Source organism: Actinomadura kijaniata NBRC 14229 (assembly GCF_001552175.1).
In the GTDB taxonomy this organism is placed as follows: domain Bacteria; phylum Actinomycetota; class Actinomycetes; order Streptosporangiales; family Streptosporangiaceae; genus Spirillospora; species Spirillospora kijaniata.
Genome location: NZ_BCQR01000092.1, coordinates 1 through 24,395, shown reverse-complemented (window position 1 = coordinate 24,395; position 24,395 = coordinate 1). Strand labels below are relative to the sequence as shown.

The 24,395-nt window shown below is 73.5% G+C and carries 18 protein-coding genes and 1 pseudogene; 7 read left to right on the top strand and 12 right to left on the bottom strand.

Features of this window, described 5'->3' with window-relative positions; translation table 11 throughout:
• Nucleotides 1-135 precede the first annotated feature (135 nt).
• On the top strand, nt 136-366 hold the full coding sequence (locus tag AKI01S_RS27105; protein ID WP_067824034.1) for a DUF397 domain-containing protein: 231 nt from the start codon (nt 136-138) through the stop codon (nt 364-366).
• A 58-nt stretch (nt 367-424) separates the two neighbouring features.
• Nucleotides 425-1,966, top strand: a complete 1,542-nt coding sequence (locus AKI01S_RS27100; RefSeq protein WP_067824031.1) for an acyl-CoA synthetase — start codon at nt 425-427, stop codon at nt 1,964-1,966.
• A 67-nt stretch (nt 1,967-2,033) separates the two neighbouring features.
• Here the strand turns inward: AKI01S_RS27100 and AKI01S_RS27095 are convergent, their stop codons facing one another.
• From AKI01S_RS27095 to AKI01S_RS27085, 3 genes are all read right to left on the bottom strand, one after another.
• A complete protein-coding gene (locus tag AKI01S_RS27095) occupies nt 2,034-3,584 on the bottom strand; it encodes a DHA2 family efflux MFS transporter permease subunit (protein ID WP_067824028.1) in 1,551 nt (516 codons plus the stop codon).
• Between the two features lie 248 nt (nt 3,585-3,832).
• Nucleotides 3,833-4,834, bottom strand: coding sequence for a galactose-1-phosphate uridylyltransferase (galT, locus tag AKI01S_RS27090; RefSeq protein ID WP_067824025.1), 1,002 nt, complete (start codon nt 4,832-4,834; stop codon nt 3,833-3,835).
• Nucleotides 4,831-5,679, bottom strand: coding sequence for a DeoR/GlpR family DNA-binding transcription regulator (locus AKI01S_RS27085; protein ID WP_067824022.1), 849 nt, complete (start codon nt 5,677-5,679; stop codon nt 4,831-4,833). Before AKI01S_RS27085 ends, galT begins: the two co-directional genes overlap by 4 nt.
• 106 nt (nt 5,680-5,785) lie before the next feature.
• Between AKI01S_RS27085 and AKI01S_RS27080 the strand changes: the two genes are divergently transcribed.
• Complete coding sequence (locus AKI01S_RS27080; protein WP_067824018.1) at nt 5,786-6,580, top strand: alpha/beta fold hydrolase; 795 nt, start codon at nt 5,786-5,788, stop codon at nt 6,578-6,580.
• Between the two features lie 195 nt (nt 6,581-6,775).
• On the top strand, nt 6,776-7,588 hold the full coding sequence (locus AKI01S_RS27075; protein WP_157420172.1) for a hypothetical protein: 813 nt from the start codon (nt 6,776-6,778) through the stop codon (nt 7,586-7,588).
• A 9-nt stretch (nt 7,589-7,597) separates the two neighbouring features.
• On the opposite strand, the gene AKI01S_RS27070 is transcribed toward AKI01S_RS27075, so the two are convergent.
• From AKI01S_RS27070 to AKI01S_RS27040, 7 genes are all read right to left on the bottom strand, one after another.
• Nucleotides 7,598-10,870: an NACHT domain-containing protein gene (locus AKI01S_RS27070; RefSeq protein ID WP_157420171.1), complete on the bottom strand. Its 3,273-nt coding sequence runs from the start codon at nt 10,868-10,870 to the stop codon at nt 7,598-7,600.
• 77 nt (nt 10,871-10,947) lie between these two features.
• Nucleotides 10,948-11,751, bottom strand: coding sequence for an SAM-dependent methyltransferase (locus AKI01S_RS27065; protein ID WP_067824009.1), 804 nt, complete (start codon nt 11,749-11,751; stop codon nt 10,948-10,950).
• A gap of 148 nt (nt 11,752-11,899) precedes the next feature.
• The gene (atpE, locus tag AKI01S_RS27060) at nt 11,900-12,142 is read right to left on the bottom strand and encodes an ATP synthase F0 subunit C (RefSeq protein WP_067824006.1); all 243 of its coding nucleotides are present in this window, start codon (nt 12,140-12,142) and stop codon (nt 11,900-11,902) included.
• 199 nt (nt 12,143-12,341) lie between these two features.
• Nucleotides 12,342-13,490 (bottom strand): acyl-CoA dehydrogenase family protein, encoded by a 1,149-nt coding sequence (locus tag AKI01S_RS27055; RefSeq protein ID WP_067824003.1) that lies wholly within the window; start codon nt 13,488-13,490, stop codon nt 12,342-12,344.
• A gap of 4 nt (nt 13,491-13,494) precedes the next feature.
• Entirely contained in the window at nt 13,495-14,412 is a 918-nt protein-coding gene (locus AKI01S_RS27050; protein ID WP_067824000.1) for a hydroxymethylglutaryl-CoA lyase, read from the bottom strand.
• The gene (locus AKI01S_RS27045) at nt 14,412-16,382 is read right to left on the bottom strand and encodes an acetyl/propionyl/methylcrotonyl-CoA carboxylase subunit alpha (protein WP_067823997.1); all 1,971 of its coding nucleotides are present in this window, start codon (nt 16,380-16,382) and stop codon (nt 14,412-14,414) included. Before AKI01S_RS27045 ends, AKI01S_RS27050 begins: the two co-directional genes overlap by 1 nt.
• An 8-nt stretch (nt 16,383-16,390) precedes the next feature.
• Nucleotides 16,391-17,995 (bottom strand): carboxyl transferase domain-containing protein, encoded by a 1,605-nt coding sequence (locus AKI01S_RS27040; RefSeq protein WP_067823995.1) that lies wholly within the window; start codon nt 17,993-17,995, stop codon nt 16,391-16,393.
• An 82-nt stretch (nt 17,996-18,077) separates the two neighbouring features.
• Here AKI01S_RS27040 and AKI01S_RS27035 point away from each other — a divergent pair, with 82 nt between their 5' ends.
• Nucleotides 18,078-18,644, top strand: a complete 567-nt coding sequence (locus AKI01S_RS27035; RefSeq protein WP_067823992.1) for an SACE_7040 family transcriptional regulator — start codon at nt 18,078-18,080, stop codon at nt 18,642-18,644.
• 24 nt (nt 18,645-18,668) lie between these two features.
• Here the strand turns inward: AKI01S_RS27035 and AKI01S_RS27030 are convergent, their stop codons facing one another.
• Together AKI01S_RS27030 and AKI01S_RS27025 are read right to left on the bottom strand one after the other, a co-directional pair.
• Nucleotides 18,669-20,024, bottom strand: coding sequence for an extracellular solute-binding protein (locus AKI01S_RS27030; RefSeq protein ID WP_067823989.1), 1,356 nt, complete (start codon nt 20,022-20,024; stop codon nt 18,669-18,671).
• A complete protein-coding gene (locus tag AKI01S_RS27025) occupies nt 20,021-22,066 on the bottom strand; it encodes a VWA domain-containing protein (protein ID WP_067823986.1) in 2,046 nt (681 codons plus the stop codon). Before AKI01S_RS27025 ends, AKI01S_RS27030 begins: the two co-directional genes overlap by 4 nt.
• Nucleotides 22,067-22,258: 192 nt before the next feature.
• Between AKI01S_RS27025 and AKI01S_RS27020 the strand changes: the two genes are divergently transcribed.
• The gene (locus AKI01S_RS27020) at nt 22,259-23,818 is read left to right on the top strand and encodes an AMP-binding protein (protein WP_245681797.1); all 1,560 of its coding nucleotides are present in this window, start codon (nt 22,259-22,261) and stop codon (nt 23,816-23,818) included.
• A gap of 51 nt (nt 23,819-23,869) precedes the next feature.
• A pseudogene (locus tag AKI01S_RS27015) lies at nt 23,870-24,395 on the top strand (hypothetical protein); the annotation flags it as partial.

Here is a 24,395-nt window from a genome sequence, read left to right as displayed (position 1 = left end):
GAACCCCAAGGCGAGCGGGTGGGCAGGGGCGGGCGTTCGCTATCTTGCTCCCCACAACGTGCAGATGCAAGACCGTTCGCACGAACAAATGCACGTGCATCACGTGTCATCATGGGGTGGAGAAGGGGGTCTCCGATGGACGTCCAAGCGCTGCCAGGATCCGTCCGGCAGGGCCTGATATGGCAGAAGAGCCGACGCAGCAACCCGAGCGGCAACTGCGTGGAGCTGGCCGAACTGCCCACCGGAGAGATCGCGGTACGCAACTCCCGCTATCCGGACGGGCCGATCCTCGTCTACACGCGGGCGGAGGTGGAGGCCTTCGTCGGCGGGGCCAAGGACGGCGACTTCGACCACATGCTGGTCTGATCCGCCAGTAAACCGAATACCGTTCCATTCGGGCGGTCCGCGAGGTAGCGTGCGGCGCATGCACCTGGGGCAGATCGCCGAGGAGACGCCCGACAAGCCCGCCGTGATCATGGCGGGCACGGGCCGCGTCATCACCTACCGGGAACTGAACGAGGAATCGAACCGGCTCGCGCAACTCCTCCACGCCGAGGGGCTGCGCGCCGGGGACCACATCGCGTTCATGCTGGAGAACCACCCGCTGTACCTGGCCATCGCCTGGGCGGCGCAGCGGGCGGGTCTCTACTACACCGCCATCAGCTCACGACTCCAGGCCGACGAACTCGCCTACATCGTCGACAACTGCGAGGCCCGGGTGTTCATCAGCAGCGCCGCGCTGCGGGACACGGCCGCCGCCGTCGCCGAACGCACCCCGCGGGTGTCGCTGCGCCTGATGCTGGACGGCACCGCCCCCGGCTTCGAGTCCTACGAGGAACGCGTCGCCGCCCATCCGCCCACGCCCATCGCCGGGGAGCGCGAGGGCGCGGACATGCTCTACTCCTCCGGCACCACCGGCCGCCCCAAGGGCGTCAAGCCGCCGCTGCCCCTGACCGAGATGGGGACGCCGGGCCCGCTCTACAGCCTCATCGCGTTCCTGTTCCAGCCCGACGGCGACTCGGTGTACCTGTCCCCGGCCCCGCTGTACCACGCCGCGCCGCTGCGGTACTGCCTGACGTTCCAGCGGTTCGGCGCGACCGTGGTGGTGATGGAGAGGTTCGACGCCGAGCAGGCCCTCGCGCTGATCGAGAAGTACCGGGTGACGCACAGCCAGTGGGTGCCGACGATGTTCATCCGGATGCTCAAGCTGCCCGAGGAGGTCCGTACCCGCTACGACGTGTCCAGCCTCCGGCACGCCGTGCACGCCGCCGCGCCCTGCCCGGTCCCCGTCAAGGAGCGGATGATCGAGTGGTGGGGGCCGGTGCTGTCGGAGTACTACGCGGGCACCGAGGGCAACTGCTTCGTCTACACCGACTCCGAGGACTGGCTGGCGCACAAGGGCACCGTGGGGCGGCCGCTGCTCGGCGAGGTGCACGTGTGCGACGAGGAGGGCGTCGAACTGCCGCCCGGCCGCCCGGGGACGCTGTACTTCGGGAACGGGCCGACGTTCGAGTACCACGGCGACGAGGCCAGGACCGCCGAGTCCCGCGACCCGTGGGGGCGCGGCTGGAGCACCCTCGGCGACATCGGCTACGTGGACGCCGACGGCTTCGTCCACCTCACCGACCGCCGCTCCTACATGATCATCAGTGGTGGGGTGAACATCTACCCGCAGGAGGTCGAGAACCTGCTCGCCGTGCATCCCAAGGTCGCCGACGTCGCCGTGTTCGGCGTGCCGGACGCGGAGATGGGCGAGGCCGTCAAGGCGGTCGTGGAGCCGCTGTCGGCCGACGAGGCCGGGCCGGAGCTGGAGGCCGAGCTGATCGCCTACTGCCGGGACCGGCTGGCGCACTACAAGTGCCCGCGTTCGGTGGACTTCCGCGCCGAACTGCCCCGCCATCCCACCGGCAAGCTCTACAAGCGGCTGCTGAGGGACGAGTACCGGAAGGGACTCCAGGGCGCCTGAACGCCGGACGCCCCGGCCCGGGACCGTCGTGGGTCCGGGCCGGGGCGTCCGGTGTGAGCGGAACGCGTCAGTGCATCGGCATCGGCGCGTCGACGGTGGTGTCCGGCTTGCGGCGCGGCAGCAGCAGCGCCGGCAGGAACGCGAACGCCAGCAGCACCAGCGACCACCAGTAGGTGGTCTGGAACGAGTCCGACAGCTTCTGCATCATCGCCGCGAGCACCTCGGGGGGCGGCTTGGGCGCGTTGGCCGCGGCCTCGCCACCGCTGAGCTCGTTGGTGCTCGGCAGGCCCCGGTCCCTCATCTGGGCGGCCAGCAGCACGGTGATGAACGCGGTGCCGATCGACCCGGCGATCTGCTGGATGATGTTCAGCGCGGTGCTGGCCCGCGGCACCTCGTCGTGCACGAGCGTCTGCATGGCCGCCGACATGGTCGGCATCATGGTCATGCCCATGCCCATGCCCATCACGAACAGCGCGGCGGCGTGCAGCCAGTAGGACGAGTCCGGGGTGATCAGCGTGGCGAAGCCCGCCACGCCCAGCACCACGGTGGCCAGGCCGACCAGCACGACCTTGCCCGGGCCGAGCTTGTCGGTGAGCTTGCCGCCGATCGGCATGGTCAGCATCGCGCCGAGGCCCTGCGGGGCCAGCAGCAGGCCCGAGGCGAACGCCGACTCGCCGCGCACCGTCTGGTAGTAGAACGGCACGATCAGCATCGCGCCGAAGAAGGCGCAGGCGAACAGCACCATCGTGCCGGAGGCCGCCGCCACCGACCGGCGCTTGAACAGCCGCAGGTCGATCAGCGGGTTCTCGTTGCCCCGGCGCAGCGCGTGCCAGACGAACAGCACGGTCAGGACCGCGCCGCCGACCGTGGCCAGCAGCACGTCGGTGCGGCCGAAGTCGCTCTTCTCCGCGCCGGTGGCCAGACCGTAGATCAGCGCGGCCAGGCCGGGCGACAGCAGCACCAGGCCGAGGAAGTCCAGCTTCTCGCCGGGCTGCGGCTCGTCCTTCTTGAGGATCCGCGCGGCGAGGACCAGCGCCACCGCGCCGATCGGCACGTTGATGTAGAAGATCCACTCCCAGGAGACGTCGTCGACCAGCCAGCCGCCCAGGATCGGGCCCGCGATCGGGCCGAGCAGCATCGGGATGCCGACGATGCTCATCACCTGGCCGACCCGCTGGGCGCCGGCCGCCTGGGTCAGGATCGTCATGCCCGCGGGCATGATCATGCCGCCGCCCAGGCCCTGCAGCACCCGGAAGGCGATCAGCGACTCGGCGTTCCAGGCCATGCCCGCCAGCGCCGACCCGGCGACGAACAGCCCGATGGAGATCATGTAGAGGCGCTTGGTGCCGAACCGGGCGCAGGCCCATCCGGTCACCGGGATGACCGTGGCCAGCGCCAGGGTGTAGCCCGTCGCCACCCACTGGATGGTCGAGAGCGGCGTGTTGAAGTCCTCGACGAGGTGCTTCAGCGCGACGTTGACGACGGTCACGTCAAGGATGGACATGATCGCGCCGAGGACGACGACCGCGGCGACCGCGAGGACGCCGCGGTCGAGTCCGCCGCCGTCCGCCGCCGGTGGTGGGCCGTCCGTCGCCTTGGGAGACGCGGGAGCGGTCAAGTGAGTGGTCCAATCGTTCAGGGCACACGCGGGCGCGCGAGGCCGGAGATGGAGGTTCTAGGGGGTACCGCCGCAAAATACTTCAGCGACTGACACTTTCGCGAACGATTAAACTGCGATCACTCCAGGAGTATTCCAGCGGGGTCCGACATTTCCGTGAAGATCGGCTCCGGGCCTGGTGAACCGGGGTCCCCCTGAGCTGCGCCGACGGGAGTGTGACGTACCCGACACCCGCGCGCCGGACCCGATCAGCCCTGGGCGCGCAGGCGGGCGGCGGCGTCCTCGGGGAGCACGTCGGTGATGAACGCGCCCGCCCCGGACTCGGCCGAGGCCAGGAACTTGAGCTTGTCGGCGGCGCGGCGCGGCGTGAAGACCTCCACCCACAGGTGGGCGCGGCCGCGGTCGGCGGCGACGGGGGCCTGGTGCCAGCACGCCATGTACGGCACCGGGCCGGGGAACAGCCCGTCGAACCGGCGCAGCACGTCGGCGTACAGGCGCATCAACTCCACCGCGCGGTCCTCGCCGAGCGCGGGCAGGTCGGGAACGTGCTCGCGGGGCGCGATGATCGCCTGGACGGGCCAGCGGGCGGCGTGGGGGACGTAGGCCACGAAGTTCTCGGTCGCGGCGACGAGGCGTTCCCCCCGCTCCTCCCGCGCGACCGCCGGGCACAGCACGCAGCCGTCGCGCGCGACGTCGAGGACCCGCCGCGTGCGGGGCGTGACGTAGGGGAACGCGTAGATCTGGCCGTGCGGGTGCTGGAGGGTCGCGCCGATCTCGGTGCCCCGGTTCTCGAAGACGAAGACCTCCTCGACACCGGGCAGCGCGCCCAGTTCGCGGGTCCGGTCGGCGAAGGCGGCGGCGACGGTGGCGAGACGCTCCTCGGGCAGCGCGGCGAACGTGGAGTCGTGGTCGTCGGTGAAGCACACCACCTCGCACCGGCCCCCGGCGGGACCGCCCAGGGAGGGGAAGCGGTTCTCGAACACCGCGACGTGGTAGCCGGGGGCGGGGATCTCGCTGTCGGGGCCGCCCGGGCACAGCGGGCAGGCGTCGGCGGCGGGCAGGAACGTGCGGGTCTGCCGGTGCGCGGCGACGGCGACCCACTCGTCCAGCAGCGGGTCGTGCCGCACCTCGGGACGGGGCTCGTGGGGCGGCAGGTCGCGCTTGTCGGGCGCGGACCTGTCCAGGCCGGGAGCGTCGTCGAAGTAGATCAGCTCCCGGCCGTCGGCCAGCCGGACGGAGGTGCGGTTCATGGGTGCTCCGTGGTCGGGAAAGGGGTGGTCGGGAAAGGGGCGGTCGGGGATGGCGTGGTCGGGGACGGGGCGAGGTGGACGGTCGCGCCCGCCGTGGCCAGGGCGTCGAGGTCGGCGCGCGGCGCGCGGGGGTCGGTGACCAGGTGGGCGACGCGTTCGGGCGGCACGGTCCGGAACGGCGCGTCCACGCCGAACTTGGTGTGGTCGGCCAGCACCACCACCTCGGCGGCGGTGGCGGCCAGCGCCCGGTCGGTCCCGGCCGCCGCCAGGCTCGGGGTGGACAGGCCGTGCGCGCCGGTGAGGCCGTTGCCGGACAGGAACGCCCGGCGCACGCGGACGTCCGCCAGGAAGCGTTCGGTGATCCCGCCGGTCAGCGCGTGGGTCGCGCCGCGCAGGGCGCCGCCGGTCAGCACGACCTCCACCTCCCGCCCGTCGGCGAGCGCGGCGGCCACCAGCAGCGAGTTGGTGACGACGGTGAGGCCGGGAACGTCGGCCAGCCGCCGCGCGAGCCGCTGCGTGGTCGTGCCGGGGCCGAGCACGATCGCGTCGTCGGGGCCGACCAGCGTGGCCGCCAGGTCCGCGATGGCCTCCTTCTCGGCGACCGCGACGCCGCTCTTGTCCCGGTGGCTGGGCTCGCGGGCCGGTCCGCCGAGCGGCGCGGCCCCGCCCCGGCTGCGTTCCAGCAGGCCGCGCTCCTCCAGGACGCGCAGGTCGCGGCGGACGGTCACCTCCGACGCGTCGAGCGCCCCGGCCAGGTCGCGCAGCGACATCGCGCCGCGCTCGCGCAGCAGCCGGAGGATGCGTTCGTGCCGCTCGGCGGCGAAACGGGGGGATCCGTCGGACATGCTCCCTCCTTTCGATCGCTATTTTATCAGTTTCGATCGTTAGTGATCGATAGTGACTGACCGGTGGGGGCTTCCGCTGGGCGGCGGGGCAGGTCAGGATCGGTACATGGACGTCGAGGAGGGCGCGCTGAAGCACGGCCTGCCGTACTTCGCCCTGGGGGCCGGGCGGACGCTGGTGGTGCTGCGGGGCTTGCAGACGACCCACGCGAATCCGGCCGGGTTCGAACGGTCGATGGAACTGAGGGTGGTGCGGCCGCTCGCCGCGCACTTCCGGGTGTACGCGGTGGGGCGCGGCCCCGGCATGGCGAAGGGCACGACGATGGCCGACATCGCCGCCCAGCACGCCGAGGCCCTGGCCGACCGGTTCGGCGGGCCGGTGGACGTGCTCGGCATCTCGTCGGGCGGGTCGGTGGCGTTGCAGATGGCGGCCGACCACCCGCGGTCCGTGCGCCGCCTGGTCGTCGCGGCCTCCGGATACCGGCTCGGGCCGGTGGCCAAACAGGCGCAGCTGGACTGGGCGTCCGCCGTCGAGCGGGGGCGGCGCGGACTGCACGTCAACGCGCGGCTGGCCAGCCCCTCGCCCGTGGTGCGGATGCTGCTGACACCGGTGATGTGGCTGATGGACCCGTTCACCCGGCCGGAGGTGCCGGGCGACTTCGTGGCGTTCGTGCACGCGGAAGACGCGTTCGACCTGGGCGACCGGCTACCGGAGATCACCGCGCCCACGCTGGTGGTCGGCGGGGACCGGGACGTGGCCTACCCGGTCGAGTACTTCCGGCGGACCGCGGAGGGCGTGGCGGACGGGCGGCTCATCGTGTACCCGGGGACGGGCCACGTGGGGACGCTCATGCACAAGAGGTTCGCCGACGACGTCCGCGCGTTCCTGGCCGAGGGGGAGTGATCCGCGTTCTGTTGAAAATTACGCGTTGACCCGCCCTCGACTCGCTCTGATCCTTGGGGCATGGCGGGGTGGCGGAGGGCGGCGCCGGGCGCCGCGGTGATGATGTTCGGCGCCGGTGTGCTGGCGGGGTGCTACGGGGGCTCGCCGGGCGGCGCAGCGTCGCCGGACGCTGAGAAGGTCGGACGCCCGAGTGTCATGACGATGTCGGTCCAGGAGTACGGGTCCGCCCTGGCGGGCGCGATCGGCCCGCTGGACGCGGCGCTCAGGGGACTGAACGGGGCCGGGGGCTACACGGGGCTGGCGGACCGGGTCCGGGCCGCGGAACGGGCCGCGGAGCAGGGCGTGGTGAAGCTGCGCGGGCTGGCCGCGCCGCAGGAGGTGTCGGCCGAGCACGGCAGGCTCGTGGCGGCGCTCCAGGGATTCCGGCGGGACCTGGGCGGCGTCCGGGACCAGGTCGAGGCCCGGAAGGTGTGCACCGGATCGGTGGCCCGCGCCGAGGTGGGCGGGGCGGGCGGCGCGGCGGAGCTGCGCCGGGCCGTGGAGGCGCTGGAACCCAAGGTGCCGGGCTGGCGGGCCGCCCTCGGCCTCCCGCCGGACCGCAGGCCGAACGACCGGCCCGCCAACGGCACGTTCATCCGCTCCGGCGACCGCGGCGGGCGCGGCACGCTGACGATCGACAACGGCGGCTCCCACGACGCGGTCATCACCCTGGCCAGGAGCGGCCGCGCGGCGACCTCGGTGTACGTGCGCGAGGGCGACGACTTCACCGTGCGGGGCGTACCGGACGGCAGGTACTCGATCTACTTCACGACCGGCGGCGACTGGGACCGGAGGGTCCGCGCGTTCGGCGGCGACTGCGCGTTCCGGCGCTTCGACGACGACATGGGCTTCAAGACGGTGCGGACGGCGACACAGATCCGCTGGAGCACCTGGAAGATCACGCTCCAGCCGGTGGTCGGGGGCACGGCGAGCACGAGCGACGTGGACCCGGGCGGCGTTCCCGGCTGACGCCGGATGTCACCACACCTTCAGACGGCGCCCCAGTTTCTCCGCGCCGGTGACCTCCTGGCCTGGCGCGATGTAGACCGAGGTCAACTTGGGGTTGTGGGCGAGCGGGGACACGTCGGTTCCCGGCGGCAGATTCCGGATCCAGACGGCGTCCAGGCGGGGGAGCCGCGCGAGGGGGCTGAGGTCGGTGATGCCGGGGCACCCGTCGAGCTTCAGCGAGAAGAGCCCGGACAGGCCGGTGAGGGGCGTGAGGTCCCGGACCGGCGTGCCGCTCAGGTCGAGGTGGCCGAGTCCGGACAGGTCCGCCAGCGGGGCGAGGTCGGACAACCCGGCGCATCCTCCGATGTCCAACTGCCGCAGCGGCAGCGCCCGCAACGGGGCGAGGTCGCGGACCCACGCGCATTCGGAGAGATAGAGCATTTCGACCATGGGGGCCGCCGCGACCACGTCCTCAAGGCCGCAGGACAGGCGGGAGCCGGTGAGGTTGAGGCTCAGCAGCCCGCTCAGCGGCGGCAACGATGCCAGGTCGGTCAGATGGACGCTGTTCCTGACGCCGAGCTGGCGCAGGCGTGAGTGGCGGAGCAGCGGAGAGAAATCCTTGATCTCCTCGCAGTGCGGCAGCCAGATCATGCCGAGCTTCGGCAGGTCGTCCAGGAAGCGGAGGTCGGTGAGCCCGGGCAGGCCGAGGACGAGATAGTCGAGGTCGGGCAGTGGTGGCAAGCGCCCGATGTCGACACCCTCCTGATCACACAGGATCGTGAGCTCGTTGAGCGTCCGCGCGTGCGGGACGAGGAAATCCAGGTCGGAGGGCTCGTCAAGGAGGGCGTACAGCTTCCGCAGCGGGGGGATCCGGGTCAGGGCCCGCAACCGGGCGGGGGAGCGGACCACGCTGAGGAGGCAGTGGCCGGGGACCGGGTTCAGGACCCGGGCGGCGAACTCGTCGGGATCGAAGTAGCCCCAGGCGTCGTTGAGTTCGGACCACACGCTCGTGCGCCGGTCGGCCGCGTATCCGGCCAGCAGGTCGAGGGCCTTCGGGCCGTTGACCATCCAGGCGGTGCGGATCGCCGCGCAGGCGGCGGCATCGGAGAGGCCGGTCAGGGTGCGGGGGAGTTTCGCGAGGACGGGTTCGCCCGCGGACGCGAGGGAGCGGGCGGCGGAGACGCTGCGCGGCGGGACGAGCTCGTCCAGGCAGGCGTCGAGGGCCGCGCGCAGGTCCTCCGGAAGGGCCGGAAGCGTTTCCAGGCAGGACACCGCGAGCAGTTTCAGGCGGCGCGCGTGCCGGGGCTCGGCGGCGGCCCGGCTGAGGATCCCGGTGATCAGCTCGCGGCACAGCGGTTCGTTGGCGTGCCCGGCCGCCATGATGATCGTTTCGCGCCACTGGTCGCGGTGGGCGTTGTGGACGAGCAGGTCCATGTCGCCGAGGTCGGCGGCCTGCTTGGCGGTCAGGTACTCCTGGACGGTGCGGTGCACGAAGTCGATCCGGTCGGGCACCGGCTCGCGGAGCACACCGCTGCGCTGGAGCAACGCGTCCAGTACGTCCTCGGCGGACGCGTCCACCCGGGGCATCGCCGCGAGCCGGTCGGCGGTCAGCCGTTGGACTGTCGGCTTGGGCAGCTCGACGCGATTGCTGTCGGACAAGTACCAGGCCAGGTTCTGGAGGATGCGGATCTTCTGGTCGGGTTCGAGGGAGACGGTCCGCGCGCTCGGCACGCCGCGTTTGGCGTCCCTGGTCTCCAACAGCATCTCCAGGGCCGCCCGATACAGCTCCATCCGGCTGTGCGGCAGGGTCTCGCGGTCGAGGTTGAGCGCGCACAGCATCGCGGCCAGCAGCGGGCTGGAGGCGAGGGCGCGCAGGTGGGGCGCGCCCTCCAGCCGGGCGTGGAGCCTCGCCTCGTAGGAGGGGAGCCGCTCGGGGGCGCAGGGGAGGCCGGTGCGGCCCCGGACGGCGTCGTGCCAGTGCCGGACGAGGGCGCGGATGCCGGGCGGCGACAGGGGCTCCAGGAACGCGGTGGCGAAGCCCTCGGCGCGCAGCCAGTCGGCCCTGGCCGCCGCCGGCCGGGAGGTGACGATGATCCGCAGGTCGCGGAACTCGTTGACGATGCCCCGGAGCCAGTCGCGGACGGCCTGGCGCCGGTGGGCGGGGACCTCGTCCACGCCGTCCACCATCAGCAGCGCGCGGCCGGAACGCAGCTGACGGTGGACCCAGCCGCGCGGCATGATGCCGACGAGATTGCCCGCCACGGTGTCGAGGTACTGCTCGGGGCGGGGGAGTTCGTCCGCGTGACGCAGCTTGATCAGGAACGGGACGACGCCGTTCCAGTCGGCCAGCTCGCCGGTGAACGCGCCCCGCGCGGCGGTGACGGCCAGCCAGCGCAGCAGAGTGCTCTTGCCACCGCCCGCCTCGCCGCGCAGCAGCATCAGCCGATGACCGCTCAACGCCGCCTCCACCCGACGTGTACCGCCGTCATGGCGGGTGGAGCGGAACTCGTCGATGGGGACGGCCTGGATGGTCGGAGAACGACGGCCCTTCGCGCCGTCCTCCTCGGAGACGCTCAGGCTGATGTAGGCGACGCTCAACCTGGTCTGCGGGCGCGTGAACCGCTCGAAGCGGACCCCGAACAGCTCCAGGGTGTCCAGGCTCTCGCTGATCGAGGCCAGGTAGCGGCGGGTGAACTCGGCGTCGTCGTCCGTTCCCTCCGGCGCGTCGAGGGAACGCGCCGGGAGTCGCGACAGGATCCCCTCCAGTTGCTCGCCCAGGCCCGTGAGGCGCCCCAGCATCTCCACGGCGGCACGGGGCTCGAACTGCGGCAGGTGGATGATGATCCGGGCCAGGCAGTCGCAGCACTCGTTCAGCGCCACCGCGTACAGCCGCGCCCCGGCCTCGCCGAACTCGAACCCGGCGCGGCGTTCGGGCAGCCGTGAACGCAGGCCGCGCGACAGCCGCACCGGGTCCAGGTCGGCCGCCCACAGCGCCTCGTCCGACAGGTCGGCCTGCTGGAGGGTGCGGACCACCTGGTCGAGGACGGCGGCGCGGTCGCCGTCGGACAGGCCGCCGAACTCGTGCCCGGCGAACGTCAGCAGCCGGTCGGTGACCGCGTCCGCGATCGCCTCGAACTGGCGTGTCACCCTGCGGCGTTTGATCGTGTCGGGGAAGCCGGTCTCGACCAGCTCGACGAGGTCCCTGCCCGCGGCCCTCCTGGCCGTGTGCCCCGCCAGCCAGCGGCCGACGGCCAGCTGGACCACCGCTCTGCCGACCCCCAGCGCAGCCGCCTCAACCGCCACGATGCCCCCATTTCTCTTGAGAGCATGATTATCTCCGCGTCTGCCCGGTCTCCGTCGCGGAAACGGACGGCGGGACCTCAGGACGCCTTGCGGGCCAGGGCGCACCAGTGGCCGACGAGCGGGGCCTCGCCGAACGGGTCCGGGTCGGGCCGCCAGCGGGAGGTGGAGACCACGCCCGGCTCCAGGACCTCCAGGCCCTCGAAGAGGGTGGCGATCTGCTCGGGGGAGCGCAGGGTCAGCGGGGGCTTGGCGCCGCCCGCGTTCCAGTCCTCGACGGCCCTGCGCATCGGCTCGCCGTCGGCGGCGTCGGTGGCGTGGGAGACGGCCAGGAAGCTGCCGGGCGGGCACGCGTCCATCAGCGTGCCGGTGATGGCGCGGGCCTCGTCGAGGTCGGGGATGAAGTGGACGATGCCCAGCAGCATCACCGCGACGGGCCGGGTGAGGTCCAGGGTCCGGCGGGCGCCGTCGAGGATGCCCTCGGGGTCGTTCAGGTCGGCGTGCAGGTAGTTGGTGACGCCCTCGGGGCTTCCGGTCAGCAGCGCGTGCGCGTGGGCGAGGACGAGGGGGTCGTTGTCGACGTAGACGACCTTGCACTCGGGGGCGACGCGCTGGGCGACCTCGTGGGTGTTGTCCTGGGTGGGCAGGCCGGTGCCGATGTCGAGGAACTGCCGGATGCCCTCCTTCTCCACCATGTGGCCCACGGTGCGGCGCAGGAACCCGCGGTCGTGCCGGGCCATGTCGATGATGCTGGGCATCACCTGCGCGATCTGGTCGCCCATCTCGCGGTCGGCCGGGTAGTTCTCCTTGCCGCCCAGCCAGTAGTCCCAGACCCGGGCCGAGTGCGGCACCGACGAGTCGACTTCGTGTGACGGCGTGCTCATGAGGGGGCTCCCTGGGGGGTCGCGGACGGCGTTCCCAGAATGGCGCTGAACGATCTTGAGAACAAGGGCTGGCCGGAAGTTGACAGCGGGAATGACGGGAAAGGCCGTCCGGCTTTGCCGGACGGCCTGGCGGACGGTCGCGAAGAGTTCAACGGTGCACGAACGGCACCACGAAGCCGATGAGCGCGAGGGCCTCGGTGAGGGCGAAACCGAGGAGCATGTTCTGGCGGATGGTGTTGGTCAGCTCGGGCTGGCGGGCGATCGCCTGCACGCCCTGGCCGAAGATGACGCCGACGCCGATGCCGGGGCCGATGGCGGCCAGGCCGTAGGCGACGGACCCGATGTTGCCCTTCACGGCGGCGAGGTCGGAGGCGGCGAGAATGGCGGACATTCGTCTCCCTTCCTGTTTTCAGGAATCCTTGTGACTGCATTCACATGCTTTCCTGAAAATGGCCGGCAGTCAATGCCTCTAAATTCGTACACCGCCCTGACCTGGTACTTCGTGACGCCTTCCGCCACGGGCTGAAAAGGGTTTGGCCCCTGCCATTCCCGGAAAGAATGACAGGGGCCGTCAGCGGGACGGGGCGGCTTCAGTGCGTGGGCAGTCCCAGCGCGCGGGCGATCAGCATCCGCTGCACCTCGGAGGTGCCCTCGCCGACCTCCAGGATCTTGGCGTCGCGGTAGAAGCGGCCGACGGCGTACTCGTTCATGAAGCCGTAGCCGCCGAAGATCTGCGTGGCGTCGCGGGCGTTGTCCATCGCGGCGTTGGAGGCGACCAGCTTGGCGATGGCGGCCTCCTTCTTGAACGGCTCGCCCGCCAGCATCTTCGCCGCCGCCGCGTAGTAGGCCAGGCGGGCGGTGTGCGCGCGGACCTCCATGTCGGCGACCTTGAACTGGATGGCCTGGTAGCGGCCGATCTCCCGGCCGAACGCCTCGCGCTCGCGCACGTACCGCAGGCACTCGTCCACGCAGCCCTGCGCCAGGCCGACCGACAGGGCGGCGATGGCGATGCGTCCCTCGTCGAGGATCCGCAGGAACTGGGCGTAGCCCCGGCCGCGCTCGCCGACCAGGTTCTCGGCGGGCACCCGCACGTCGTCGAACGACAGCTCGCGGGTGTCGGACGCCGACCAGCCGACCTTGGAGTACTTCCTCCCGACGGTGAAGCCGGGCGTGCCGTTCGGGACGATGATCGTGGAGATCTCGTTGTCGCCGGTGAACGCGGTGACCGTCACGAACGCGGTGATGTCGGTGCCGGAGTTGGTGATGAACGCCTTCGACCCGTTGATCACCCACTGGTCGCCGTCGAGCCGGGCGGTGGTGCGCATCCCGCCGGGCACGTCGGAGCCGCCGCCCGGCTCGGTCAGGCCGAACGCCGCCAGCCTCTCGCCGGAGGTGAGGACCGGCAGCCACTTCTCCTTCTGGGCGTCGGAGCCGAACCGGTAGATCGGCATCGCGCCCAGGGAGACGCCCGCCTCCAGGGTGATGGCGACCGAGGAGTCCACGCGGGCCAGCTCCTCCAGCGCCAGGCACAGCGTGAAGTAGTCGCCGCCCATGCCGCCGTGCTCCTCGGGGAACGGCAGGCCGAACAGCCCCATCTTGCCCATCGCCGCGACGATGTCGTACGGGAACTCGCCGCGCTCGTACAGGTCGCCGATCACCGGGGCGACGGTCTCGCGGGCGAACCGCTCGACCGTGCTCCGCAGCTCCTCCTGCTCGTCGGTGAGCGTGAAGTCGATCATTGGGTCACTCCTTCGGAGACAGTGCCTGGACGACGCGGGACGGGGAGGGGCGGCCGAGCCGGCCGGCCATCCAGCGGCTGGTGGAGACGAGCTTGTCGAGGTCCACGCCGGTGTCGATGCCGAGGCCGTGCAGCATCCACACCAGGTCCTCGGTGGCGAGGTTGCCGGTGGCGGACTCGGCGTACGGGCAGCCGCCGATGCCGCCGGTGGAGGCGTCCACGGTGGTGACGCCCGCCCGCAGCGCGGCCAGGGTGTTCGACAGCGCCTGCCCGTAGGTGTCGTGGAAGTGGACGGCGAGCCGGTCGGCCCCGACGCCCGCCTCGCCCAGCGCCCCGATGAGCGCGGTGACCTGGCCGGGCGTGCCGACGCCGATGGTGTCGCCGAGGCTGAGCTGGTGGCAGCCCATGTCCATCATCCGCCGGGCGACCGACACGACCTGCGGGATCGGGACGTCGCCCTCCCACGGGTCGCCGCACACCATCGACACGTAGGCGCGCACCCACAGTCCCTCGGCGCGGGCGCGCTCCACGACCGGCGCGAACATCGCCAGGGACTCGTCGACGGTGCGGTTGAGGTTGCGGCGCGCGAACGTCTCGGTGGCGCTCCCGAAGATCGCGATCTCCCGGACGCCGAGCGCGAGGGCGCGGTCCAGGCCGCGTTCGTTGGGGACCAGCACCGGCCGGGGGTCGCCCGTGGCGGGCAGCGCCCCGAGCAGCTCCTCGGCGTCGGCGAGCTGCGGCACCCATTTCGGGTGCACGAAGCTGGTGGTCTCGATCGTGGTCAGGCCCGCGTCGGCGAGCCGGGCCACGAACTCGGCCTTCACCTCGACCGGGACGACCGTCTTCTCGTTCTGCAGGCCGTCGCGCGGCCCGACCTCGTAGATCGTGACCCGGTCCGGCAGACCGGGCAGCGGGACCCGCATCACTCCTCCTCGATCACGGCGAGCACGGCGTCCAGGGCGACCTGGGCCCCCGCACGCACCGGAAGCCGCTTGACCACGCCCGCGACCGGCGCGGTGACGGTGTGCTCCATCTTCATCGCCTCGACCACGACGACCGGCTGGCCCTCGGCCACGGCCTCGCCCTCGGCGACCTTGACGGCCAGGACGGTGCCGGGCATCGGGCTGCGCAGCACGCCGTCGCCGGTCGCGGCGGTCGCGCCGCCGGTCTCGGCGCGGACGTGCTCGGTCAGCGACCAGGCGTGCCCGTCGCGGCCCAGCCACAGCGTGTGGCCGTCGCGGGCGGCGGCGAACGTCAGCGTGCGGCCCTCGTGGACCAGCGTCAGCGTGTCGCCGTCGCGCCGCAGCGACGCCCGCGCCCGGGTGTCGCCGATCGCGACGGTCGCGTCGTGGGCGCGCCCCCGGACCCGCACCTCGACGGGGTCGCCGCCCGCCGGGGTGATGATCCACGGGGTCCAGGCGGGCGCGCCGGGGCGCCAGCCGTCGGGGATCTCCCACGGGTCGGGGGCGGGGGTCTCCAGCGCCAGCACGCGTTCCAGCGCGGCGGCGGCCAGGACCTCCGGCGGGGTGCCGGTCCCGGCGGTGAGCTCGTCCAGGACGCGTTCGACCAGCCCGGTGTCCAGCCGCCCGGCGGCCACCTCCGGGTGGCGGGTCAGCGAGCGCAGGAACGCCACGTTCGTCGCCACGCCCAGCAGCCGGTAGCCGGCCAGGGCCCGGTCCAGGCGGCGCAGCGCCTGCGCCCGGTCCGGCCCCCACACGATGACCTTGGCGAGCATCGGGTCGTAGGAGCCGCCGACCTCGGTGCCCTCGTCCAGGCCGGAGTCGACGCGCACGTGCTCGCCGGCCGGCTCGGTCAGCGCCAGGACCGTGCCGCCGGTCGGCAGGAAGCCGCGCGCCGGGTCCTCGGCGTAGACGCGGGCCTCGACGGCGTGGCCGCGGAAGGCGACCTGCTCCTGGGTGAACGGCAGCGGCTCCCCGGCGGCGGCGCGCAGCTGCAGCTCCACCAGGTCGGGGTCGGGGCGGCCGTCGATGGTGACCGCCATCTCGGTGACCGGGTGCTCGACCTGGAGGCGGGTGTTCATCTCCATGAAGAAGTACTCGCCCGGCCGGTCGGCCGACACGATGTACTCCACGGTGCCCGCGCCGACGTACCCGACCGCCCTGGCCGCGGCGACCGCGCTCGCGCCCATCCGCGCCCGGGTCTCCTCGTCCAGCAGCGGGGACGGCGCCTCCTCGACGATCTTCTGGTGGCGGCGTTGCAGGCTGCACTCGCGCTCGCCGAGGTGGACGGCGTTGCCGTGGGCGTCGGCGAACACCTGGATCTCGATGTGCCGGGGGTTCTCCACGAACCGCTCGGCCAGCAGCGTGTCGTCGCCGAACGAGCCGCGCGCCTCCCGCCGTGCCGAGGCGATCGCCTCGGGCAGGTCGGCGGCGTCGCGGACCAGCCGCATGCCCTTGCCGCCGCCGCCCGCCGACGGCTTCAGCAGCACCGGCAGGCCGACCTCCAGCGCGGCGGCCGCCAGCTCCTCGTCCGACAGGCCCGGCTCGTCGCGGCCGGGCACCACCGGCACCCCGGCGGCGGCCACGGTCCGCTTGGCGCGGATCTTGTCGCCCATCGCCTCGATCGCCTCGGCGGGCGGGCCGACGAACACGATCCCGGCCTCGGCGCAGGCCCGCGCGAACGCGGTGTTCTCCGCCAGGAACCCGTAGCCGGGGTGGACGGCCTGCGCGCCGGTGCTCCGCGCGGCCTCCACCACCGCCGCGATGTCCAGGTACGACGGCACCCGGACCGCCTCGTCGGCCTCGCGGACGTGCCGCGCGCCCGCGTCGGCGTCGCTGTGCACCGCGACCGACCGGATCCCGAGGCGCCGCAGCGTGCGGAACACCCGGACCGCGATCTCGCCGCGGTTGGCGACCAGAACGCTCTCGAACATCTCGCCCCTCACATCCGGAAGACGCCGTAGCCGACCGGCTCCAGCGGCGCGTTGGCGGCCACCGACAGGCCGAGGCCCAGCACGCGGCGGGTGTCGACCGGGTCGATCACGCCGTCGTCCCACAGCCGGGCCGTGGAGTAGTACGGGTTGCCCTGCGCCTCGTACTGCTCGCGGATCGGGTCCTTGAACGCCTCCTCGTCCTCGGCCGACCAGGAGTCGCCGAGCTGGTCGCGGCGCACGGTCGCCAGCACGCTGGCGGCCTGCTCGCCGCCCATCACCGAGATGCGGGCGTTCGGCCACATCCACAGGAAGCGGGGCGAGTAGGCGCGGCCGCACATGGCGTAGTTGCCCGCGCCGAACGACCCGCCGATCACGACCGTGAACTTCGGGACGCGGGCGCACGACACGGCGGTGACCATCTTCGCGCCGTGCTTGGCGATGCCGCCGGCCTCGTACTCGCGGCCGACCATGAACCCGGTGATGTTCTGCAGGAACACCAGCGGGACGCTGCGCCGGTCGCACAGCTCGATGAAGTGCGCGCCCTTCTGCGCCGACTCGGCGAACAGGATGCCGTTGTTGGCGATGATCCCGACCGGGTGGCCGTGGATGCGGGCGAAGCCGGTGACCAGCGTGGTCCCGTACTCCTTCTTGAACTCCTGGAACCGGGAGCCGTCCACGATCCGCGCGATGACCTCGCGCACGTCGTAGGGGGTGCGCGGGTCGGGCGGGACGACGCCGTACAGCTCGCGCGGGTCCAGCGCGGGCTCCTCGGGCGCGGCGGTCTCCCAGGGCCGGGCCTCGCGCGGGCCGAACGTCGCGACGATCTCGCGGACGATCGACAGCGCGTGCTCGTCGTTGTCGGCCAGGTGGTCGGTGACACCGGAGGTCCGCGAGTGCAGCTCGCCGCCGCCCAGCTCCTCGGCGGTGACGACCTCGCCGGTCGCGGCCTTCACCAGCGGCGGGCCGCCCAGGAAGATCGTTCCCTGGTTGCGGACGATCACGGCCTCGTCGCTCATCGCCGGGACGTAGGCGCCGCCCGCGGTGCAGGAGCCGAGCACGGCGGCGATCTGCGGGATGCCGCGCGCCGACATGGTCGCCTGGTTGTAGAAGATCCGGCCGAAGTGCTCGCGGTCGGGGAACACCTCGTCCTGCCTCGGCAGGAACGCGCCGCCGGAGTCCACCAGGTACACGCACGGCAGCCGGTTGTGCAGGGCCACCTCCTGGGCGCGCAGGTGCTTCTTGACCGTCATCGGGTAGTAGGTGCCGCCCTTGACGGTGGCGTCGTTGGCGACGACCACGCACTCGCGCCCGGAGACCCGCCCGACGCCCGTGATGATCCCCGCGCCCGGGGCCTCGTCGCCGTACATGCCCTCGGCGGCCAGCGGCGACAGCTCCAGGAACGGCGAGCCGGGGTCCAGCAGGGTGTCCACGCGGTCGCGGGGCAGCAGCTTGCCGCGCGCCAGGTGCCGCTCCCGGGCGCGTTCGGGCCCGCCCCGGCCCGCCCGGTCCACGCGGTCGCGCAGTTCGGCGGCCAGCGCCTCGTTGTGCGTGGCGTTGGCCTTGAACGCCTCGCTCGCCGGGTCGGCGCGCGTGCCCAGCTCAGGTCCGCTCATCACCCGTCCTCGTCGACAGTTAATGCTCGTTAACAAAGCCGATGTTAACCATCATTAACAACGTACGTCTACACTCGGCCCCATGACCGAGGAGACCGTCGTCAACCCCCGCCGGACCGAGATCCTCGGCGCGGCGGCCGAGCTGTTCGCGCGCCGCGGCTTCCACGGCACCTCGATCGGCGACCTCGGCCGGGCCGTCGGCCTCACCGGGCCCGCCCTGTACCGCCACTTCCGCGGCAAGGAGGCGGTCCTGGCGGAGATGCTGCTCGACATCAGCGAGCGGCTGCGGGCGGCGGGGGAGCGGCGGGCCGCCGACCCCGACCCCGAGCGGGCCCTGGACGCCCTGCTGCGCGGGCACATCGCGTTCGCCCTGGCCGACCCGGCGCTGATCACCGTGCACGAACGCGAGCTCGACAACGTCCCCGAGCCGCAGCGCCACCGGATCCGCCGCCTCCAGCGCGCCTACGTCGAGGAGTGGGTCGGGGTGCTGCGCCGCCTGCACCCCGACCGCCCCGAGGCCCGGCTGCGCGCCGCCGTGCACGCCTGCTTCGGCCTGCTCAACTCCACCCCGCACAGCGCCGCCGCCCTGGACCCGGACGCCATGGCCGACCTGCTGCACACGATGGCCCGCGCCGCCCTCACGGCCTGAACGGGCGGTCCCGCGCGGGGCGGCTCAGCAGGAGGCGGCGCGGCCGTCCAGGGACTCGGCGACGGCGGTCGCGAACCGGTCCGCGTCGCCCCGCCCCCGCATGATCGCGTTGACGCAGCCCCGGAACGTCTCGGTGAACGTCGTGTAGTGCGGCGTGTGCGGGCGCGGCTGGGCCCGCGCCAGCGACCCCAGCACCGCGCGGCCCAGCTCGGCGAGCTGGGCGCGGTCGGGGATGTCCGGCTCGCCGCGGACGGCGGTGGTGCCCGGCAGCCGCGAGCACGGCGGCACCGCCACCGCCGCCGGGTCGTCGCGGCCGGGCTGGAGCCCCAGCGCCGAGTGGCGGACCGGCGCGAAACCGCCGCAGGAGAACAGCAGCCGCTGGCTGTCGCGGGAGGTCAGGAAGTGCACCAGCCGGGTCGCCTCGCCCGGGTGCGGCGACCGCGCCGAGACCGCGAGGTTCTGCCCGCCCAGCACGGTGCGGCCGGGCAGGGCCGTCACCGAGTAGGTGAGGCGGCCGCCCTCGCGCATCCTCGGCTCGGTGGCGAGCGTCGGGTAGGCGTAGGGCCAGTTGCGCATGGGCACGTCACCGGAGGCGAACGCGGCGATGCTCGCCTGCTCGTCGAAGCCCCGCGACCGCCGCAGGGGCTCGCTGGCGGCGACGCGCCCGGAGAGCCGGAGCAGCGCCGGGAAGACCTGGTCGCGCAGCCGGCGGCGGTCGGGCCGGTCGCCGCCGGTGAGCCGGTCGGCCGCGCCGTCGTTCCAGACCGCCTCCAGCGCGTTGACCGTCAGGCCCTCGTAGTCCCCGCGCAGCTGCGTGGTGAACCCGGTCCGGTACAGGTCGGCCCAGGTGGCGGGCGGGGGCCGGTCGCGGCGGTGGTAGAGCAGCCCGACGTCCAGGTTGAACGGCAGCGCGTACTGGACGCCGCCGTGGCGGCCGGTGCGCAGCGCGGCGGGGAAGAAGTCCCCGGCGTCGGGCGGCGGCTCCAGGGGGAGCAGCCGGTCGTTCTCGGCGAACTCGGCGGTGCGGGGATTGTCCAGGATCAGCACGTCGTAGGCGCAGCTCGCGGAGTCCCCGACCGCCTTGAGCTGGCTGTGCTGGAGGTCGGTGGACGGGTCGATCTCCTGGAGGACGGCCGGGGTGCGCGGATGGTCGGCGTTCCACCGGCGGATCAGCGCGCGGCGCTGGTTGTTGAGGCTGACGTCGGTGCCGCCCGCCACGACCAGGGTGTTCCGGTCGCACCGGCCGGGCAGCTCCTCGTAGGAGTACCGCGGGTAGTAGATCACCACGCCGGCCGCGACGAGCATCAGCACCGCGCCGACCGCCGCGCACAGCCGGCGGTCCGGGCGGCGTCGCGGACGCCGCGGGTCATGCCCGGTCATCGCGGCCCCCTCGCCTTGCGCAGCGCCGACAGCACGGCGGCGGCCTGGTCCTGCACGGGCGCGCCGGTCACCTCCACGCACGAGCCGGCGTCGCCGAACGCCGCCACCACCTCCCGCACCGGGGCGTCGCCGCAGCGGACCGGGCCGGTCAGCGCCACGGTCAGGCGTGCGGTGCCGCGGGCGTCGCGGAACCGCGCGGCGACCCGCTCGGCCCGCTCACCCGCGCCGGGGTTGCCGCCGGTGCTCTGACCGTCGGTGACCAGGACGATGTCGGTGCGCGCGGGCGCGACCTCGGCCTGGCCGAGCGCGTCGGCCAGCGGCAGGTCGCCGCCCTCGACGGCCAGCGCCTGGACGCGCCCGGTCACCAGGTTCCGGTGCGGGTCCTCGGCCAGCTGCGACGGGACGCGCGGCGTGGTCGGCGCGGGCCGGGAGAACACCTGGAGCCCCACGCTGTCGGTCCGGTGCAGCTGCGCCACCAGCGCCTGCGCGAACGCCCCGGCGCGCGCCAGCCGCGGCCCGCCGCCGCTCCCGCCGGTGCCGCCGCCCATCGACCCCGACACGTCCACCAGCAGCGACACCGACACCTTCACCCGCGTCGCCCCGACCAGCTGCAGCGCCGTCGTCACCTCGCTGACCGGCGTGCCCCGGGCGTGGACCGGCACCGAGCCGCCCAGCGCGCGCCGCAGCTCCGACAGCGGGTGCGCGGCGTCGGCGGGCGGCGCCGTGCCGCCGCCGTCGCGCAGCCCCCGCAGCGCCAGCGGATGGTCGCGCAGCCACTCGCGGAAGTCGGCGACCGCCTCGGACCGCGCGAGGGTGTCCTCGCCGGGCCACCGCACGTGCACGAACGGGTGGTCCAGCATCGGCAGGTCGGCGGCGTAGTGCGGGTAGAGCCGCCAGTTCTCCGGCAGGGGCCCGCCGGAGCAGCCCTCGCTGAGCGGACGGCCGGTGCCGTAGTCGGCGAGGGCCTGCTCGGGCACCGCGACGGCGACGCCCTCGGGCGGGGTCCTGCGCGGGTCGGCCATCATCCGGAACCGGCACAGCAGCGACACCGCGTCGGTGGCCAGCAGCCCGTCCGGCACGGCGGCCAGCAGCCCGTCGGTCTCGTCGTACTCGGTCGGGTCGGCGGCGTGCAGCGCGGGCGTGACGGCCAGGGCGGCGGCGGAGGTCTCGGGGACGGGACGCACGACGCCGCGCAGCGGCAGCCCGTTGCGCTCCAGCGTCCGCAGCAGGTCGGAGGTCCGCTCGTACACCGGGCCGGCGGGGGTGGCGGCGGCCTGGCGCTCCCGGGCGAACAGGCCCAGCACCATCGGGGTGCGGCCGACCGAGCCGGTGTCCTCCAGCCGCACGCTCCCGGTCTGCTGCCCCCGCACGTAGGCGAGCTCGGCGGTGGAGGAGGGGATCCAGACGTCGGGCTGCGGGCCGAGGAGGCGTTCGCTGACGTCGCCACCGGTCGTGCCGGTCGGCGCGGTCCGCCGCCATCCCTGCCGGAACCCCTCGGCCAGCGGCACCACGCCGGGCTCGGCGGTGACGCTGAAGGTGTGGCGGCGGCAGCCGTTGTCGCGGCGGTCGGCGGAGAACGCGTCGGCCGCGTCCCGCACCGCCGCCAGCAGCTCGGGCGTGGTCGTCACGCGCAGCCCCAGCGCCGGGTCGCAGGGCCGGAACGTCGCGTACACGATCCGCCCGCCCAGCACCAGCAGCAGGACCAGGCCCGTCACCGCCGCGCCGCCGAGCACCCACGCCAGCGCGTCACCGGTCCAGCGCAGCGCCGCGGCGACCCGGTCGGGCAGCTCGTGCCGGCGCCGCAGCAGCACGTACGCCGCCACCAGCGCGCCGGAGACCAGCACGACGCCCAGCAGCGGCAGCGCGATGTGCCCCAGGAACGGCTTGTCGATCAGCCGGCCCAGCACCGTGACGACCACGCCGACGGAGATCTCGATGAACAGCAGCAGGGAGAACCGCTCGGCCCACTGCCGGACGGGACCGGGCCGGGGGGCCGGCTCCCGCCGCCGTCGCTCGGATCCGTCCTCGTCCGGACCGGTCATGCACGCCCTATCGCCGCTACAGGTCGTCCCGCCCATCCCCCCGGATCACGATTCATCATACGTATCAGCCGTGTTTCGGGCAGTGCGTTCCCCTGTCCGGGGCCGGACGCTTTCCGGCCCGCGCGACGGGTTGCCGGTGCGCCGCGGGGAATGTCCCATGGGGAGGGGACCGTCGGGTGCGAGGAGCAGCGTGTGGGCGTCGAGGGCAACGGTTTCTACGAGATCGCACGGAACGATCCCGCCCGTCCGGCGGTGCTCGACCCCGGCGGGACGGTGACGTTCGGGGAACTGCACGCCGAGGCGAACCGGCTGTCGTCCGCGCTGCGCTCGCTCGGGCTGCGCGAGGGCGACGCGGTCGCGACCGTGCTCGGCAACCGCCGCGAGTTCCTGACCGTGCTGTTCGCCGCGATGCAGACCGGCCTGTACCTGGTGCCGGTCAACCGCCACCTGACCGCCCCCGAGATCGCCTACGTCCTGGCCGACTCCGGGGCCCGCGCGGTGGTGGGCGAGGCCGCGTTCGCCGGGGCGGTGACGGCCGCCGCCGACGAGGCGGGGATCGGGGCCGCCGCCCGGGTCGCGGTCGACCGGGCCGAGGGGTTCACCGCGCTGGCGGACCTGTGCGACGGCGCCGACGACGCGCCGCCGCCGGACCGCCGCATGGGCTCGATCATGCTCTACACCTCCGGCACCACCGGGCGGCCCAAGGGCGTCGAACGCCCCCTCCTGGAGGTCCCGCCGGAGGTCGTGTTCGCCGTCCTGCGCGCCACCCTCGTCCGGCACCTGGAACTGGAGCCCGGCGACGAGGTGCACCTGGCGGTCGGGCCGCTGTACCACTCCGCGCCCTGCGTCCACGCGATGACGGCGCTCAACCTGGGGCACGCGGTGGTGGTGAGCCCCCGCTTCGAACCGGAGGAGACCCTCGCGCTGATCCAGCGGCACCGGGTGACCAACACGTTCATGGTGCCGACGATGTTCCACCGGATGCTGGCGCTGCCGGAGGCCGTCCGCGGACGCTACGACGTGTCGTCGCTGCGGCAGGTGTTCCACAGCGCCGCGCCGATCCCGGTCGAGACCAAGAAGCGGATGATGGACTGGTGGGGCCCGGTCCTCTACGAGTACTACGGCTCGACCGAGTCCGGCGCGGTCGTGGTCGCCCGGCCGCGCGAGTGGCTGGAGCGGCCCGGCACCGTCGGCCGGGCCGTGGACGGCGCCGAGATCAGGATCCTGGACCCCGAGGGGCGGGAGCTGCCGCCGGGCGAGACCGGCCTGATCTACGTCGGCGGGCACGCCGGGTTCGAGTACCACGGCGACCCCGACAAGACCGCCGCCTCCCGGCACGGCGCCCTCTACACCCCCGGCGACCTGGGATACCTCGACGAGGACGGATGGCTCTACCTCAGCGACCGCCGCACCGACCTGATCATCTCGGGCGGGGTGAACGTCTACCCGGCCGAGATCGAGTCGGTGCTGCTCCAGCACCCGGCCGTGGGGGACGCCGTGGTGATCGGCGTTCCCGACGCCGAGTGGGGGCAGCGCCCGGTGGCGCTGGTCGAGCCCGCCGCCGGGGCGACCCCCGGCCCCCGGCTCGCCGCCGACCTGCTGGAGCACTGCGCGCCCCGGCTGGCGAAGCTGAAGCACCCCGAGCGGGTGGAGTTCCGCGACGCCCTGCCGCGCACCCCGTCGGGCAAGCTCAGCCGCGGCCGGGTCCGCGAGGAGTACCTGCGCGAGCGGAATCGGCCGCCGGGGCGTTGAACGGGCCCGGTGGCGCGGTGCGTACCACCGCACATGACGGACCAGGCGGATGTGAAGGTCGCTCCAGTCGACGAGGAAGGGCGGGTCGTCCCCCGCGGCGTGACCACGGCGGATCCGGCGGGGGCGGGGGACGTCCGGGCCGGTGACCCGGCCCGCGCGGGCGACCCGGTGGCGATGTGGCCGTGCGCGGGGTGCGGGCGCCCGGTCCCCCAGCCGGTGCGCGGCGCGCGGACCGTGCGGTACTGCCAGGACAACGGGGGGATCTGCGAGCAGGCGGCGCGCGCCCGCCGCGAGCAGGGGCGCCAGGCGCCCGGCCTGACCGGCCAGGTCGCCCTGACCTGGGAGATGGTGGAGCGGCTGGAGGAGGTCGCCGACCGGCTGGCGACCTCGCTGGCCACCGACCTCAGCGTCGCCGGGGTGGAGCGCCGCCTGGCCGACCTGCGCGCCGAGCTCAGCGCCGAGGTCGCGGTCGCCCAGCAGGAACGCGACGCCTCCCAGCGGCAGGCCGAGGCCGCCTGGCGGGAGGTCGCCGCCGCCCGCGCCCGCGCCGACGCCGCGACCCAGGAGGCCGCCGAGG